Source organism: Salmonella sp. SAL04213, assembly GCF_046550535.1.
Lineage (GTDB): Bacteria > Pseudomonadota > Gammaproteobacteria > Enterobacterales > Enterobacteriaceae > Salmonella > Salmonella enterica.
Genome location: NZ_JBGDXS010000005.1, coordinates 1 through 17,678, shown reverse-complemented (window position 1 = coordinate 17,678; position 17,678 = coordinate 1). Strand labels below are relative to the sequence as shown.

At 57.8% G+C, this 17,678-nt stretch carries 11 protein-coding genes; all 11 read left to right on the top strand.

Annotated elements, in window-relative coordinates; genetic code table 11:
- Position 1: 1 nt before the first annotated feature.
- Entirely contained in the window at positions 2-502 is a 501-nt protein-coding gene (gene nuoE, locus ACLJPQ_RS13780) for an NADH-quinone oxidoreductase subunit NuoE (protein ID WP_000545038.1), read from the top strand.
- Positions 499-1,836, top strand: coding sequence for an NADH-quinone oxidoreductase subunit NuoF (nuoF, locus tag ACLJPQ_RS13775; RefSeq protein WP_000800048.1), 1,338 nt, complete (start codon positions 499-501; stop codon positions 1,834-1,836). Before nuoE ends, nuoF begins: the two co-directional genes overlap by 4 nt.
- Before the next feature lie 30 nt (positions 1,837-1,866).
- Positions 1,867-4,593 carry an NADH-quinone oxidoreductase subunit NuoG gene (nuoG, locus tag ACLJPQ_RS13770; protein ID WP_001728014.1) on the top strand — a complete coding sequence of 909 codons (2,727 nt, stop codon included), beginning with the start codon at positions 1,867-1,869 and terminating at the stop codon, positions 4,591-4,593.
- Entirely contained in the window at positions 4,590-5,567 is a 978-nt protein-coding gene (gene nuoH / locus ACLJPQ_RS13765) for an NADH-quinone oxidoreductase subunit NuoH (RefSeq protein ID WP_000118515.1), read from the top strand. Before nuoG ends, nuoH begins: the two co-directional genes overlap by 4 nt.
- A gap of 14 nt (positions 5,568-5,581) precedes the next feature.
- A complete protein-coding gene (gene nuoI / locus ACLJPQ_RS13760) occupies positions 5,582-6,124 on the top strand; it encodes an NADH-quinone oxidoreductase subunit NuoI (RefSeq protein WP_000172747.1) in 543 nt (180 codons plus the stop codon).
- 10 nt (positions 6,125-6,134) lie between these two features.
- Complete coding sequence (nuoJ, locus tag ACLJPQ_RS13755) at positions 6,135-6,689, top strand: NADH-quinone oxidoreductase subunit J (RefSeq protein ID WP_000393522.1); 555 nt, start codon at positions 6,135-6,137, stop codon at positions 6,687-6,689.
- On the top strand, positions 6,686-6,988 hold the full coding sequence (gene nuoK / locus ACLJPQ_RS13750; protein WP_000612687.1) for an NADH-quinone oxidoreductase subunit NuoK: 303 nt from the start codon (positions 6,686-6,688) through the stop codon (positions 6,986-6,988). The genes nuoJ and nuoK overlap by 4 nt, the downstream gene beginning before the upstream one ends.
- Positions 6,985-8,826 (top strand): NADH-quinone oxidoreductase subunit L, encoded by a 1,842-nt coding sequence (gene nuoL, locus ACLJPQ_RS13745; RefSeq protein ID WP_001056582.1) that lies wholly within the window; start codon positions 6,985-6,987, stop codon positions 8,824-8,826. The genes nuoK and nuoL overlap by 4 nt, the downstream gene beginning before the upstream one ends.
- A gap of 76 nt (positions 8,827-8,902) precedes the next feature.
- The gene (gene nuoM, locus ACLJPQ_RS13740; protein WP_023138690.1) at positions 8,903-10,432 is read left to right on the top strand and encodes an NADH-quinone oxidoreductase subunit M; all 1,530 of its coding nucleotides are present in this window, start codon (positions 8,903-8,905) and stop codon (positions 10,430-10,432) included.
- 6 nt (positions 10,433-10,438) lie between these two features.
- Entirely contained in the window at positions 10,439-11,896 is a 1,458-nt protein-coding gene (gene nuoN, locus ACLJPQ_RS13735; protein ID WP_000156667.1) for an NADH-quinone oxidoreductase subunit NuoN, read from the top strand.
- Positions 11,897-12,504: 608 nt separating this feature from the next.
- A partial coding sequence (locus ACLJPQ_RS13730) for an autotransporter-associated beta strand repeat-containing protein (RefSeq protein ID WP_369569573.1) occupies positions 12,505-17,678 on the top strand: 5,174 nt, incomplete at its 3' end.

The following is a 17,678-nucleotide window of genomic DNA, read 5'->3' as shown; positions in this document are numbered from 1 at the left end:
TATGCACGAGAATCAACAACCACAAACCGAGGCTTTTGAGCTGAGTGCGGCAGAGCGTGAAGCGATAGAGCACGAGAAGCACCACTACGAAGACCCGCGTGCGGCGTCCATTGAAGCGCTGAAAATCGTTCAAAAGCAGCGTGGCTGGGTGCCGGACGGCGCGATCTACGCTATTGCCGATGTGCTGGGTATTCCGGCGAGCGACGTCGAAGGCGTCGCCACATTCTACAGCCAGATCTTCCGTCAGCCGGTCGGTCGCCACGTGATTCGCTACTGCGACAGCGTGGTGTGCCATATCACCGGCTATCAGGGGATTCAGGCCGCGCTGGAAAAAAATCTCAACATCAAACCGGGGCAGACGACCTTTGATGGTCGCTTTACGCTGCTGCCGACCTGCTGCCTGGGGAATTGCGATAAAGGGCCGAACATGATGATTGATGAGGATACTCACAGCCATCTGACCCCGGAAGCCATTCCTGAACTACTGGAGCGGTATAAATGAAAAACGTTATCCGTACTCCCGAAACCCATCCACTGACCTGGCGTCTGCGCGATGACAAACAGCCGGTCTGGCTGGATGAATATCGTAGCAAAAACGGCTACGAAGGCGCGCGTAAGGCGCTGACCGGCCTGTCTCCGGATGAAATCGTCAGCCAGGTAAAAGACGCCGGTCTGAAAGGGCGCGGCGGCGCGGGCTTTTCCACCGGTCTGAAGTGGAGCCTGATGCCGAAAGATGAATCCATGAACATCCGTTACCTGCTGTGTAACGCCGATGAAATGGAACCGGGCACCTATAAAGACCGTCTGCTGATGGAACAGCTGCCGCACCTGCTGGTGGAAGGCATGCTGATCTCCGCGTTCGCGCTGAAAGCGTATCGTGGTTACATCTTCCTGCGCGGCGAATATATCGAAGCGGCTGTACATCTGCGCCGTGCGATTGCCGAAGCAACCGAGGCCGGGCTGCTTGGCAAAAATATCATGGGCACCGGGTTCGACTTTGAACTGTTTGTCCACACCGGGGCAGGGCGTTACATCTGTGGTGAAGAAACGGCGCTGATTAACTCCCTCGAAGGCCGCCGCGCGAACCCGCGCTCCAAGCCGCCTTTCCCGGCGACCTCCGGCGTATGGGGCAAGCCGACCTGTGTGAATAACGTCGAAACGTTGTGTAACGTCCCGGCAATCCTCGCCAACGGCGTGGAGTGGTACCAGAACATCTCGAAAAGCAAAGATGCGGGTACCAAGCTGATGGGCTTCTCGGGCCGCGTGAAGAATCCGGGCCTGTGGGAATTACCGTTCGGCACCACCGCGCGCGAGATCCTCGAAGACTACGCGGGCGGTATGCGCGATGGCCTGAAATTCAAAGCCTGGCAGCCGGGCGGGGCGGGAACCGACTTCCTGACCGAGGCGCATCTTGACCTGCCGATGGAGTTCGAAAGCATCGGTAAAGCAGGCAGCCGTCTGGGCACCGCGCTGGCGATGGCGGTAGACCACGAAATCGGCATGGTATCGCTGGTGCGTAACCTGGAAGAGTTCTTTGCCCGCGAATCCTGTGGCTGGTGTACGCCATGCCGCGACGGGCTGCCGTGGAGCGTGAAAATTCTGCGCGCGCTGGAGCGTGGCGAAGGCCAGCCGGGGGATATCGAGACACTTGAGCAACTGTGTCGTTTCCTCGGACCGGGTAAAACCTTCTGCGCGCATGCGCCGGGCGCGGTTGAGCCACTGCAAAGCGCAATTAAGTATTTCCGCGAAGAATTCGAAGCTGGCATCAAGCAGCCGTTCAGCAATACCCATTTAATCAATGGTATTCAGCCGAACCTGCTCAAAGAGCGCTGGTGAGTTAACGATTTTTAATTTGGAAGCATGCTAATGGCTACGATTCATGTAGACGGCAAAGAATACGAGGTCAACGGCGCGGACAACCTGCTACAGGCATGTCTGTCCCTCGGCCTTGATATTCCGTATTTTTGCTGGCACCCGGCGCTGGGAAGCGTCGGTGCTTGCCGCCAGTGTGCGGTGAAGCAATACCAAAACGCGGAAGATACGCGTGGTCGCCTGGTGATGTCCTGTATGACGCCAGCCACCGACGGTACCTTTATCTCTATTGACGACGAAGAAGCGAAACAGTTCCGTGAAAGCGTGGTGGAGTGGCTGATGACTAACCACCCGCACGACTGTCCGGTCTGTGAAGAGGGCGGTAACTGCCATCTTCAGGATATGACCGTGATGACGGGTCACAGTTTCCGTCGCTATCGTTTCACCAAACGTACCCACCGCAACCAGGATCTGGGGCCGTTCATCTCTCACGAAATGAACCGTTGCATCGCCTGCTACCGTTGTGTGCGTTACTACAAAGATTATGCCGACGGCACCGATCTGGGCGTCTATGGCGCGCATGACAACGTCTACTTCGGGCGTCCGGAAGACGGTACGCTGGAAAGCGAATTCTCCGGTAACCTGGTCGAGATTTGCCCGACCGGCGTCTTCACCGATAAAACGCACTCCGAGCGTTACAACCGTAAATGGGACATGCAGTTTGCGCCGAGCATCTGTCAGCAGTGTTCCATCGGCTGTAACATCAGCCCGGGCGAGCGCTATGGCGAATTACGCCGTATCGAAAACCGTTACAACGGTACCGTTAACCACTACTTCCTCTGCGACCGCGGTCGTTTCGGCTATGGCTATGTGAACCTGAAAGACCGTCCGCGTCAGCCGGTTCAGCGTCGTGGCGACGACTTTATTACTCTCAACGCCGAGCAGGCGATGCAGGGCGCGGCGGATATTCTGCGCCAGTCGAAGAAAGTGATCGGTATCGGTTCGCCACGCGCCAGCATTGAGAGCAACTTTGCGCTGCGTGAGCTGGTTGGTGCGGAAAACTTCTACACCGGTATCGCGCGCGGCGAGCAGGAGCGTCTGCAACTGGCGCTGAAAGTGTTGCGTGAAGGCGGAATTTACACCCCGGCGCTGCGGGAAATCGAATCTTATGACGCGGTACTGGTCTTGGGTGAGGATGTCACTCAGACCGGCGCGCGCGTTGCGCTGGCGGTACGCCAGGCGGTGAAAGGTAAAGCGCGTGAAATGGCGGCGGCGCAGAAAGTGGCCGACTGGCAGATTGCGGCCATCCTTAACATCGGCCAGCGTGCCAAACATCCGCTGTTCGTGACCAACGTGGACGACACCCGTCTGGATGATATCGCCGCCTGGACCTATCGCGCGCCGGTGGAAGATCAGGCGCGCCTGGGCTTTGCGATTGCCCATGCGCTGGACAATACGGCGCCTGCGGTTGACGGTATCGACAGCGACTTACAAAACAAAATTGATGTCATTGTGCAGGCGTTGGCCGGCGCGAAAAAACCGCTGATTATCTCCGGCACTAACGCCGGTAGCAGTGAGGTGATTCAGGCGGCCGCCAACGTGGCGAAAGCGCTGAAAGGCCGTGGCGCCGACGTCGGTATTACTATGATTGCCCGCTCCGTGAACAGCATGGGGCTGGGTATGATGGGCGGCGGTTCGCTTGACGATGCGTTGGGCGAGCTGGAAACCGGCAACGCGGACGCGGTGGTGGTGCTGGAAAACGATCTCCACCGTCATGCAAGCGCTACGCGCGTGAACGCTGCGCTCGCCAAAGCGCCGCTGGTGATGGTGGTTGACCATCAGCGCACGGCGATTATGGAAAACGCGCATCTGGTGCTTTCCGCGGCAAGCTTCGCCGAAAGCGATGGTACGGTCATCAACAACGAAGGCCGCGCGCAGCGCTTCTTCCAGGTTTATGATCCGGCCTACTACGATAACAAGACGATTATGCTGGAAAGCTGGCGCTGGCTGCATTCACTGCACAGCACCGTCGAAAACCGCGAAGTGGACTGGACTCAGCTTGACCACGTGATCGACGCGGTCATTGCCGCCATGCCGCAATTTGCCGGCATTAAAGACGCCGCGCCGGATGCGACCTTCCGCATTCGTGGGCAGAAGCTGGCGCGCGAACCGCATCGTTACAGTGGTCGTACGGCGATGCGCGCCAATATCAGCGTGCATGAACCACGTCAGCCGCAGGATAAAGACACCATGTTCGCCTTCTCGATGGAAGGGAATAACCAACCGACTGCCCCGCGATCTGAAATTCCGTTCGCCTGGGCGCCGGGCTGGAACTCCCCGCAGGCGTGGAACAAATTCCAGGATGAAGTGGGCGGCAAACTGCGTCACGGCGATCCGGGCGTGCGTTTGATTGAAGCGACTGAGGGCGGTCTGGATTATTTCACTACCGTGCCGGCAAGCTTCCAGGCGCAGGACGGTCAGTGGCGTATTGCGCCGTATTACCACCTGTTTGGCAGCGACGAATTGTCTCAGCGTTCTCCGGTCTTCCAGAGCCGTATGCCGCAGCCGTATATCAAACTTAACCCGGCGGATGCCGCGAAGTTGGGCGTCAATGCCGGGACGCGCGTCTCCTTTAGCTACGATGGCAATACGGTGACGCTGCCGGTTGAAATCTCTGAAGGGTTAGCGGCAGGGCAGGTAGGGCTGCCGATGGGTATGCCTGGCATCGCGCCGGTTCTGGCTGGCGCGCGTCTTGAAGATCTGCGGGAGGCGCAACAATGAGTTGGATTACACCGGATCTGATTGAGATCCTGCTGAGCATTCTCAAAGCGGTGGTGATTCTGCTGGTGGTCGTCACCTGCGGGGCCTTCATGAGCTTTGGCGAACGTCGTCTGCTGGGTCTGTTCCAGAACCGTTATGGACCAAACCGCGTTGGCTGGGGCGGCTCGCTCCAGCTGGTCGCGGATATGATCAAGATGTTCTTTAAAGAAGACTGGATCCCGAAATTCTCGGATCGCGTCATCTTTACCCTGGCGCCGATGATCGCGTTTACTTCGCTGTTGCTCTCCTTCGCCATTGTGCCGGTTAGCCCTAACTGGGTGGTGGCCGATTTAAACATCGGGATTTTGTTCTTCCTGATGATGGCCGGTCTGGCGGTTTACGCGGTGCTGTTCGCCGGTTGGTCGAGCAACAACAAATACTCGCTGCTGGGCGCGATGCGCGCGTCTGCCCAGACGGTGAGCTACGAAGTGTTTCTTGGTCTTTCCCTGATGGGCGTGGTGGCGCAGGCCGGTTCATTTAATATGACCGATATCGTCAATAACCAGGCGCATCTGTGGAACGTGATTCCGCAATTCTTTGGGTTTGTTACTTTCGCCATCGCGGGCGTAGCGGTCTGTCACCGTCACCCGTTTGACCAGCCGGAAGCCGAGCAGGAACTGGCGGACGGTTACCACATCGAATATTCCGGGATGAAATTCGGTCTGTTCTTCGTGGGGGAGTACATCGGCATCGTCACCGTTTCCGCGCTGATGGTAACGTTGTTCTTCGGTGGCTGGCATGGCCCGTTCTTACCGCCATTCGTCTGGTTCGCGCTGAAAACCGCGTTCTTCATGATGATGTTCATTTTGATTCGTGCGTCGTTACCGCGTCCGCGTTATGACCAGGTAATGTCCTTCGGCTGGAAAGTTTGCCTGCCGCTGACGCTCATCAACTTGCTGGTAACGGCGGCTGTCATTCTGTGGCAGGCGCAATAAGGGACACAAAGACCATGACCTTAAAAGAATTATTAGTAGGTTTCGGCACTCAGGTACGCAGTATCTGGATGATCGGCCTGCATGCGTTCGCCAAACGCGAAACGCGGATGTATCCGGAAGAGCCGGTCTATTTACCGCCCCGTTACCGTGGTCGTATCGTGCTCACGCGCGACCCGGACGGTGAAGAGCGCTGCGTTGCCTGTAACCTGTGTGCGGTAGCCTGTCCGGTAGGCTGTATCTCTCTGCAAAAAGCGGAGACCAAAGATGGCCGCTGGTATCCGGAATTTTTCCGCATTAACTTCTCACGCTGCATCTTCTGCGGCCTGTGCGAAGAAGCGTGCCCGACCACGGCGATTCAGTTGACCCCGGACTTCGAACTGGGCGAATACAAACGTCAGGATCTGGTGTACGAAAAAGAGGATCTGCTGATTTCCGGTCCGGGCAAATACCCGGAATATAACTTCTACCGGATGGCGGGTATGGCAATCGACGGCAAAGATAAAGGCGAAGCAGAGAACGAAGCCAAGCCTATCGACGTCAAGAGCCTGTTACCGTAAGGAGAGGGCAATGGAATTCGCTTTTTATATCTGTGGCCTGATAGCCATCCTCGCGACCCTGCGAGTGATCACCCATACCAATCCGGTACACGCGCTGTTGTATCTGGTGATATCGCTATTGGCGATTTCCGGGGTGTTCTTTTCGCTGGGCGCTTATTTTGCCGGTGCGCTGGAAATTATCGTCTACGCAGGCGCCATCATGGTGCTGTTTGTGTTCGTGGTGATGATGCTCAACCTCGGCGGCAGCGAAATCGAACAGGAACGCCAGTGGCTGAAACCGCAGGTGTGGATTGGTCCGGCGGTTTTGTCGGCCATTATGCTGGCGGTTATTGTGTACGCCATTCTGGGCGTTAACGACCAGGGCATCGACGGCACGCCGATTAGCGCGAAAGCGGTGGGCATTACGCTGTTCGGGCCTTATGTTCTGGCGGTCGAACTGGCGTCGATGCTGCTGCTGGCAGGCCTGGTGGTGGCGTTCCACGTCGGTCGTGAAGAGCGTGCGGGTGAAGTGCTAAGCAACCGCGCCGATGACCGCGCGAAAAGAAAAACGGAGGAGCGCGCATGATCCCCTTAACACACGGACTGATCCTCGCTGCGATTTTATTCGTCCTGGGTTTAACCGGTCTGGTTATCCGCCGCAATCTGCTGTTTATGCTGATCGGGCTGGAAATCATGATTAACGCCTCCGCGCTGGCCTTTGTGGTCGCCGGGAGCTACTGGGGCCAGACCGATGGTCAGGTGATGTACATTCTCGCCATCAGCCTTGCGGCTGCGGAAGCGAGTATTGGACTTGCGCTGTTGCTGCAACTCCATCGCCGTCGCCAGAACCTGAACATCGATTCAGTAAGTGAGATGCGTGGATGAACATGCTTGCCTTAACCATTATTCTGCCATTGATTGGCTTTGTACTGCTGGCGTTCTCTCGCGGACGCTGGTCGGAAAATCTCTCCGCGACCATTGGCGTGGGCTCCGTTGGTCTGGCGGCGTTGGTGACAGCGTTTGTCGGGATGGATTTCTTCGCCAACGGCAAACAGGCGTTCAGCCAGCCGCTGTGGACGTGGATGTCGGTCGGTAACTTCAACATCGGTTTTAACCTGGTGCTGGACGGCCTGTCGCTGACCATGCTCTCTGTGGTCACCGGCGTCGGTTTCCTGATCCACATGTTCGCGTCCTGGTACATGCGTGGAGAAGAGGGTTACTCCCGCTTCTTCGCTTATACCAACCTGTTTATCGCCAGCATGGTTGTTCTGGTGCTGTCCGATAACCTGCTGTTGATGTACCTCGGCTGGGAAGGCGTGGGCCTGTGCTCTTATCTGTTGATCGGCTTCTATTACAGCGATCCGAAGAATGGCGCGGCGGCAATGAAAGCCTTCGTGGTGACTCGTGTCGGTGACGTGTTCCTCGCCTTCGCGCTGTTCATCCTCTACAACGAACTGGGCACGCTGAACTTCCGCGAAATGGTCGAGCTGGCGCCAGCGCACTTTGCTGACGGCAACAACATGCTGATGTGGGCGACGCTGATGCTGCTGGGCGGCGCGGTCGGTAAATCTGCGCAGCTACCGTTGCAGACCTGGCTTGCCGACGCGATGGCCGGCCCGACGCCGGTCTCCGCGCTGATCCACGCCGCGACGATGGTTACCGCCGGTGTCTACCTGATCGCTCGTACCCATGGTCTGTTCCTGATGACCCCGGAAATTCTGCATCTGGTGGGCATTATCGGGGCGATTACGCTGGTCATGGCGGGTTTCGCCGCGCTGGTGCAGACCGACATCAAACGCGTGCTGGCCTATTCCACCATGAGCCAGATTGGCTACATGTTCCTGGCGCTTGGCGTGCAGGCGTGGGATGCGGCGATTTTCCACCTGATGACGCACGCCTTCTTTAAAGCGCTGCTGTTCCTGGCCTCCGGCTCGGTAATTCTGGCCTGTCATCACGAACAGAACATCTTTAAGATGGGCGGTCTGCGTAAGTCCATTCCGCTGGTGTATGCCTGCTTCCTGGTGGGGGGCGCGGCGCTGTCGGCGCTGCCGCTGGTCACTGCCGGCTTCTTCAGTAAGGATGAGATCCTGGCTGGCGCGATGGCGAACGGCCATATCAATCTGATGGTGGCGGGTCTGGTCGGCGCGTTCATGACCTCGCTGTACACCTTCCGGATGATTTTCATCGTATTCCACGGGAAAGAACAAATTCATGCTCATGCAGGGAAGGGGATTACCCATCATCTGCCGCTGATTGTCCTGATGATCCTGTCTACCTTTGTTGGCGCGCTGATTGTACCGCCATTGCAGGGGGTGCTGCCGCAGACAACTGAACTGGCGCATGGTCGCGTCATGACGCTGGAAATTACCTCTGGCGTAGTGGCGATTGCCGGCATCCTGATTGCCGCATGGCTGTGGCTGGGTAAACGCACGCTGGTGACGTCGATCGCCAACAGCGCGCCGGGCCGTCTGCTGGGGACCTGGTGGTATAACGCCTGGGGCTTTGACTGGCTGTACGACAAAGTATTCGTCAAGCCATTCCTCGGTATCGCCTGGCTGCTGAAGCGCGACCCGCTTAATGCGTTGATGAACATTCCGGCTATCCTTTCCCGTTTTGCAGGCAAAGGCCTGGTACTAAGCGAGAACGGTTATTTGCGCTGGTATGTGGCATCCATGAGCATCGGCGCGGTTGTGGTGCTGGCGCTGTTGATGGTACTGCGTTGATCGTAAAGTGAATTTTATCCAAATTCGTTGAAAATCAGGCCTCTGTCAGAGGCCTTAAAAAGGAATAAAAATCGCCATGTTACTACCCTGGCTAATATTGATTCCCTTTATCGGCGGCTTTCTGTGCTGGCAGACCGAACGCTTTGGCGTGAAGGTGCCGCGCTGGATAGCGCTGATTACCATGGGGCTGACGCTGGCGCTCGGTCTGCAATTGTGGTTGCAGGGCGGCTACTCACTGACGCAATCCGCCGGTATTCCGCAGTGGCAATCTGAATTTGTCCTGCCGTGGATCCCGCGTTTTGGCATCTCTATCCATCTGGCGCTCGACGGACTGTCGCTGCTAATGGTGGTGCTGACCGGCCTGCTCGGCGTTCTGGCGGTGCTTTGCTCCTGGCGAGAAATCGAAAAATATCAGGGCTTCTTCCACCTGAACCTGATGTGGATCTTGGGCGGCGTTATCGGCGTGTTCCTGGCCATCGACATGTTCCTGTTCTTCTTCTTCTGGGAAATGATGCTGGTGCCGATGTACTTCCTGATCGCGCTGTGGGGCCACAAAGCTTCTGACGGGAAAACGCGTATCACGGCGGCGACCAAGTTCTTCATCTACACCCAGGCGAGTGGTCTGGTGATGCTGATTGCCATCCTGGCGCTGGTCTTTGTGCACTATAAAGCGACCGGCGTCTGGACCTTCAACTATGAAGAGCTGCTGAACACGCCGATGTCCCACGGTGTGGAATATCTGCTGATGCTGGGCTTCTTCATCGCCTTCGCGGTGAAAATGCCGGTGGTGCCGCTGCATGGCTGGCTGCCGGATGCGCACTCCCAGGCGCCGACCGCCGGTTCCGTCGACCTGGCCGGTATCTTGCTGAAAACCGCCGCTTACGGTCTGCTGCGTTTCTCCCTGCCATTGTTCCCGAACGCGTCGGCGGAGTTTGCGCCTATCGCTATGTGGCTTGGCGTTATCGGCATTTTCTACGGCGCGTGGATGGCCTTTACCCAATACGACATCAAGCGTCTGATTGCTTATACCTCCGTTTCCCACATGGGCTTCGTGCTGATCGCTATCTACACCGGCAGCCAACTGGCGTACCAGGGCGCGGTGATCCAGATGATCGCGCACGGTCTCTCCGCAGCCGGTCTGTTCATTCTGTGTGGCCAGTTATACGAACGTCTGCATACGCGTGACATGCGTATGATGGGCGGCCTGTGGGGCAAAATGAAATGGTTGCCTGCGCTGTCCATGTTCTTTGCGGTGGCGACGCTCGGGATGCCGGGCACCGGTAACTTTGTCGGCGAATTTATGATTCTGTTCGGCAGCTACCAGGTGGTGCCGATGATTACCGTGATCTCCACCTTTGGGCTGGTATTCGCCTCTGTATACTCGCTGGCGATGCTGCATCGCGCTTACTTCGGTAAAGCGAAGAGCCAGATTGCCAGCCAGGAACTGCCAGGGATGTCGCTGCGCGAGCTGTTTATCATTCTGTTGCTGGTGGTGCTTCTGGTACTGCTTGGCTTCTATCCGCAGCCGATTCTGGATACCTCGCATTCTGCGATGAGCAACATCCAGCAGTGGTTTGTTAATTCCGTTACTACTACAAGGCCGTAAATCGCCATGACAATAACTCCACAACACCTGATTGCGCTGCTACCGCTGCTGATCGTCGGCTTGACGGTGGTGGTTGTGATGCTCTCCATTGCGTGGCGACGCAATCACTTCCTCAATGCCACGCTGTCGGTCATTGGGCTTAACGCTGCTCTGGTTTCGCTTTGGTTTGTCGGCCAGGCCGGGGCAATGGACGTCACGCCGCTGATGCGCGTTGACGGCTTTGCGATGCTCTACACCGGGCTGGTGCTGCTGGCGAGCCTCGCCACCTGTACCTTTGCCTACCCGTGGCTGGAAGGCTATAACGATAACCAGGAAGAGTTCTACCTGCTGGTGTTAATCGCCAGCCTGGGCGGAATTCTGCTGGCGAACGCCAACCATCTGGCGGCGCTGTTCCTCGGTATTGAACTGATCTCACTGCCGCTGTTCGGCCTGATTGGTTATGCTTTCCGCCAGAAACGCTCGCTGGAAGCCAGTATCAAATACACCATCCTCTCCGCTGCCGCCTCGTCTTTCCTGCTGTTCGGGATGGCGCTGGTCTATGCGCAGTCCGGCAACCTGTCTTTCGAAGCGCTCGGTAAGAGCCTCGGCGATGGTATGCTGCACGAGCCGTTGCTGCTGGCGGGCTTTGGCCTGATGATTGTCGGTCTGGGCTTTAAACTTTCTCTGGTGCCGTTCCACCTGTGGACGCCAGACGTTTACCAGGGCGCGCCTGCGCCGGTTTCCACCTTCCTGGCGACGGCGAGCAAAATCGCTATCTTCGGCGTGGTGATGCGTCTGTTCCTCTATGCGCCGGTAGGCGACAGCGAAGCGGTACGCGTGGTGCTGGGCATTATCGCCTTTGCCTCTATCATCTTTGGTAACCTGATGGCGCTGAGCCAGACCAACATCAAACGTCTGCTCGGTTACTCTTCTATCTCTCACCTCGGCTATCTGCTGGTGGCGCTGATTGCCCTGCAGAGCGGCGAGATGTCGATGGAAGCGGTTGGCGTTTACCTGGCCGGTTATCTGTTCAGCAGCCTCGGCGCGTTTGGCGTGGTCAGCCTGATGTCCAGCCCGTTCCGCGGCCCGGATGCCGATTCCCTGTACTCTTACCGTGGTCTGTTCTGGCACCGTCCGGTTCTTGCCGCGGTGATGACGGTGATGATGCTGTCGCTGGCAGGTATCCCGATGACGCTGGGCTTTATCGGCAAATTCTACGTGTTGGCGGTCGGCGTTCAGGCCAGCTTGTGGTGGCTGGTCGCCGCCGTGGTAGTGGGTTCCGCGATTGGTTTGTACTACTACCTGCGCGTTGCGGTGAGTCTCTACCTGCACGCGCCGCAGCAACCGGGACGCGACGCGCCGACAAACTGGCAGTACAGCGCAGGCGGTATCGTGGTGCTGATCTCCGCGTTGCTGGTGTTGGTACTGGGCGTCTGGCCGCAGCCGCTGATTAGCCTTGTGCAACTGGCGATGCCGCTGATGTAATGCCGCGTTGATGATGTCAATAACCGCCGATTTATCGGCGGTTGAGGCTGATGACCAACACCGGAGCCTCTAAATGTTGGATTGCATCCAACTTATGAAAACCTGTGACGCATAGAGACCATAGACTCGTTGGGTGAGGCGTAGCCGAAACCCAACACTTTTCCAACGAACACAGAACCAGATGCCGGATAAGGCGTAGCCGCCATCCGGCATCAACGTTGTATTCTCCTTTGTCAGCCATCCGACAGCGCCGCCAGGCGCTATTATATTCACACCTCCTCTATATTCCCCCTGAATAATAGATCGAAGCGATAAAATTCAAAACCAGTCAGCTTTGTTAATATAATTCGCAGTAATGTTATTTTGATTTATTTAATTTACATGAATCCAAACGGTAGAATTACTAATTATTACCGCAACCTCTAAGTGCATATAATCGTTAAATAAATTTATTTACACACCATGTCATGCTAATGTTCATTTATAAAATTTAATAAAATGACAAATTCCGATTTATTATGTCGTAAACGTTACTCCGATATAGCCGGGTTTTGTGCTGCTCCACGGAGGTAAACAAAAAGGACAAAAAGAAAATAAGGACATAGTAAGTGAACAAAACCTACAATATTATATGGAACGCCGCCCGCGGCATGTATATTGTCACCTCCGAACTGGCGCGCAGTGGTAGCCGCGCTATCGTCAGCGTCAGCGCCTCGTGCGCGGTAACTCTGCTGGCGATGGATGCTGCCCCCGCCGTCGCAGAGGAAACGCGAGTTTCCATTCCCTCCCAGACCACCACCTACACCCTGTCAGGCGCTACGCCGTTCGTCGTGGAAACGGGCAATACCGTCGCCACCGACACAGCGACCAGCGCCGCCATCGTCGGCGATAACAGCAACGACTGGGATCTGCTGATTGAAAGCGGCGCTGTCGTGGGGAGCAGCCTGACCGACAGCCAGGCGATGAACCTGGATTCGTTAACGGGCGCCACCAGCGTACATAACCAGGGGACAATCACCGGCTCCAGCGCGGATGGAACGATATTGCTTCAAAACGGCGGCAGCGTGATCAACGATGGCCGGATCGAGAACAGCGCAATCTACGTTCATAATCTCGACTACGGCGCCCCCGAAATAGATGCCGCCATTTATATGCTCAACGGCGGCAGTTATGTCAGCAGCGAAAACGGTGTGTTGAAAGGCGTTTCCGGGGTGATCGTCCAGAGCGGCGAGGTCCACATCACCAACGGCGGGACGATTAACTCCGACGGCTCCTGGCGCTCTTATGGCGTCGAGCTTCGGGGCGGCGCTTACGGTACGATTGTCAATACCGGCACCATTATCACCACGGCCAGCGATGGTTCAAACAAGATCGAGGATGCGGCGATTTATGCCCATACCTTTGATGATATCGCGGCGGGCGATTCTGTTTCTGTTGATAATAGCGGCCTTTTGCAGTCTGATTTTATTGCCGTTGCGCTGTACCACGGCGCGCATTTTGAAGTGTTCAACCGCGCTGGCGGGGTGATCACGGCGGGAAACAGCAGCCTCGTCGGCATCCAGTCCGCCGCCATGGAACTTAAAGCGGGTGCCGACAACCTCGTCACCAATGACGGCACGATTTCCGCGTATGGCACCGCCAATACTTACGGTATCCATTATGGCGAAAATACCTCCGGCGGCGTTATCACCAATACCGGCTCCATTACCACCACGGGCGGCGGCTCGGGAGACGCCAGCGTCTATGTCCACGGCAACGGCGACGGCACCGTCGTCAATAACAGCGGAACCATGAGTTCCAGCGTCTATGGCGTCTATCTCGACTCGACACGTTCCAAAGGCCATACGCTCAATAACCAGGCCGGGGGCGCAATCTCGGCCAACACGGCGGTGGCGATTAATGGCAACGGCAATACCATCACCAACCAGGGGAAGATGACCGGCGTAAGCGACGGCCTCCTTATCAGCGGCAATAATAATATCGTCACCACCTCAGGCGGTGAAATTTCAGGCAAAAATGGTATCCGCGTCAGTAAAGGCAGCGGCAACCAGATCACGGCCAAAAGTGGAAGTAAGATTACCGCCACCAGTACCGGCATCAGTATCGCGAGCGGCAATAACCAGGTCACGACTGAAAGCGGAAGCGCTATCGTCGCCAAAGACAACGGCATCCTGATTAACAGCGGCGCCAACAACGTCACCAATGGCGGCAGCATCACGGCGACCGGCTCCAGTAACTCTTACGGCATCCAGTACAATAGCGGCGCCAGCGGCACTATCACCAACACCGGCACCATTACCACAACGGGTAAAGGCGTCGGGGACGCGAGCGTCTATGCCCACGGCGGTGCCGTCACGATTAACAACAGCGGCACGATGGACTCCTCGGTATTCGGCGTCTACGTCACCACGGGCCACACGCTCAATAACCTGGCCGGCGGCTCCATCTCGGCAAATACCGCCGTTCAGTTCCACGGCAACAATAATAAGCTCGCCAATGCGGGCGCAATCTCCGGCGACACCAATGGCGTAACCATTAGCGGCTCCGGCAACACCCTGACCAATCAGGGGAAAATAACCGGCGGAACCAACGCCATTCTCATCAATAGCGGCAGCAAGAACAACACCCTCACCCTCAATACCGGTACGGAGATATCCGGCAGCATTACCGACGACAACAACAGCGCCAGCGCCAACAATAATCTGATTCTGGACGGAGAGGGTACGCTGGGCAGCAGCATCAGCGGCCTGAACAGCGTGACCAGCAGCGGCGACTGGACGCTGTCGGGCGCGACGATGAACCTCTCGGGAACGACCAACAGCGCGCTTTGGGTAAAATCCGGCACGCTGATACTGAACGGCGCGATGACCGCCAAAGGCGCGACCGTCGATAGCGGCACGACGCTGCAGATTGGCAACGGCGGCACGCTGGGCGCGTTTAACGGGGACATCGTTGACAACGGCACGCTGACGTTTAACCGCAGCGATGCCGCCGCCTACGGCAGCGTCATCAGCGGCAGCGGCAACGTGGTAAAACAGGGCGGCGGCGAGCTGACGCTCAGTAACAACAACAGCTACAGCGGCGGCACCACCATTGCAGAGGGAACGCTGACCGCCACCGCTGGCGGCGCGCTGGGTAGCGGCAATATCGACAACCGCGCTTACCTCAAACTGGACGCGGCAAGCGCCAGCGATCCCTTTATCGTGGCGGATCTCACCACCCACAGCGGCGCCACCGTTGAAATCGGCGCGGGCAGCACGCTACAGGCCAATACCCTGACCCAGCAGGACGGCAGCACGCTAACGGCCGATTTGACGGCGACCAGCGGCCCCGCCATCCGCGCAAAAAACGTTAATCTGGACGGCACGCTGAATGTCGCCTCGCCCGCCAGCCAGGAGCCGATACGCAGCACCGACGATCTGATCTCCCTGGCGCTTATCGAATCGGACAACGCCATTAGCGGCGATTTTGACGGCATCACAATCAATGGCAACGCCATGAACCCGGACGCGTTCATTACCGTCGTGGGGCAGAAAAACGTCAATGACACACACTATGATCTGGTCGAGACGTTGACGTGGTATGCCGATCGCTACAACGCCGCCATCGACGCCCACGGCACCTTCAACCTGGCGGATGCCGACGACAGCTTTACGGTCAACACGGTGCTGGAAAATGTTGACGCCAACAGCGGCTGGAACGGCCAGTCGCTTACCAAAACCGGCGCAGGCACGCTGATCCTGAATGCGGAAAACACCTATACCGGCGGCACGCTCATCAGCGACGGCACGCTGGTCGCCAGCAACGTTGAGGCGCTGGGTACCGGCGACATTACCGACAACGCCGTGCTGGAACTGAACACCGGCGGTGATTTTGACAACGCCATCAGCGGCAGCGGCCAGGTGGTGAAATCCGGCGACGAGACGCTCACGCTTTCCGGCAGCAATACTTACACTGGCGGCACCATCATCAGTGGCGGCACGCTGGTCGCCACTAACGTTGAGGCGCTGGGTACCGGCGATGTCACCGACAACGCCACGCTGGAGCTGAACACCGGCGGTGATTTTGACAACGCCATCGGCGGTACGGGCAGCGTGGTGAAATCCGGCGATAAAACGCTCACACTCTCCGGCGCCAATTCTTATACCGGCGGCACCACCATCAGCGGCGGCACGCTGGTCGCCAGCAACGTTGAGGCGTTGGGCAGCGGCGACGTTACCGACAACGCCACGCTGGAACTGAACACCGGCGGTGACTTCGCCAACAACATCGGCGGTACGGGCAGCGTGGTGAAATCCGGCGACAAGACGCTCACGCTCTCCGGAACCAATTCTTACACCGGCGGCACCACCATCAGCGGCGGCACGCTGGTCGCCAACAACGTTGAGGCGCTGGGGACTGGCGACGTCACCAACAACGCCACGCTGGAGTTGAACACCGGCGGCGATTTTGACAACGCCATCAGCGGCAGCGGCCAGGTGGTGAAATCCGGTGACAAGACGCTCACGCTCTCAGGCGCCAACAGCTACAGCGGCGCTACCACCATCAGCGGCGGCACGCTGATTGCCACTCACGTCAACGCGCTGGGTACGGGCGCTATCGACAACCGCGCCAGCCTGTTGCTGGACGCCAGCGGCCAGTTTACGGTAACGGATCTCACCACCGAAAGCGGCGGCAACACCGAAATCGGCGCAGGCAGCACGCTACAGGCGACCACGCTGACGCAAAAAAGCGATAGCACGCTGACCATCAACCTGAACGGCAACACCGTCGATCCTGTTATCCACGCCGCTTCTCAGGTCTCGCTGGCCGGTACGCTGGACATCACCGGCGTCGGCGATGTGCTGGACAGCGATCCCGCCAGCACGGACGATCTGGATACCTTCACCCTGATCGCGTCAGACAAAACCATTGCAGGCGATTTCGAAAAGCTTACCGTCGCCGGAATGGACGCCGATCTGGCCGACTTTATCACCGTCGATGGCCGCATTGATGACACGGGCAAGCAGTACGAACTGACCACCGCCCTGACATGGTATGCCGACCGCGACGACGCCGTCACCGACGCCCACGGCACGTTTAACCTGACCAATGCCGACGGCAGTTTTGCGGTCAATACGGTGCTGGAAAACGTTGACGCCACGCTCGATCCCGCCAGCGCCACCGGCTGGGACGGCACATCGCTGATCAAACAGGGCGCAGGCACGCTGATCCTGAATGCGGAAAACACCTATACCGGCGGCACCACCATCAGCGGCGGCACGCTGGTCGCCACTAACGTTGACGCGCTGGGCAGCGGCGACGTCACCGACGACGCCACGCTGGAGCTGAACACCGGCGGCACGTTCGACAACGCCATCGGCGGCAGCGGCAACGTAGTAAAATCTGGCGCAGACACGCTCACCCTCTCCGGCAGCAATTCTTACACCGGCGGCACCACCATCAGCGGCGGTACGCTGGTCGCCAGCAACGTTGAGGCGCTGGGTACAGGCGACGTTACCAACAACGCCACGCTGGAACTGAACACCGGCGGTGACTTCATCAATAACATCGGCGGTACGGGCCGTGTGGAAAAATCCGGCGACGACACGCTCACGCTTTCCGGCAGCAATACTTACACTGGCGGCACCCTTATCAACGGCGGCACGCTGGTCGCCAGCAACGTTGAGGCGCTGGGTACCGGCGACGTCACCGACAACGCCACACTGGAGCTGAACACCGGCGGCACGTTCGACAACGCCATCAGCGGCAGCGGGCAGGTGGTGAAATCCGGCGACGAGAC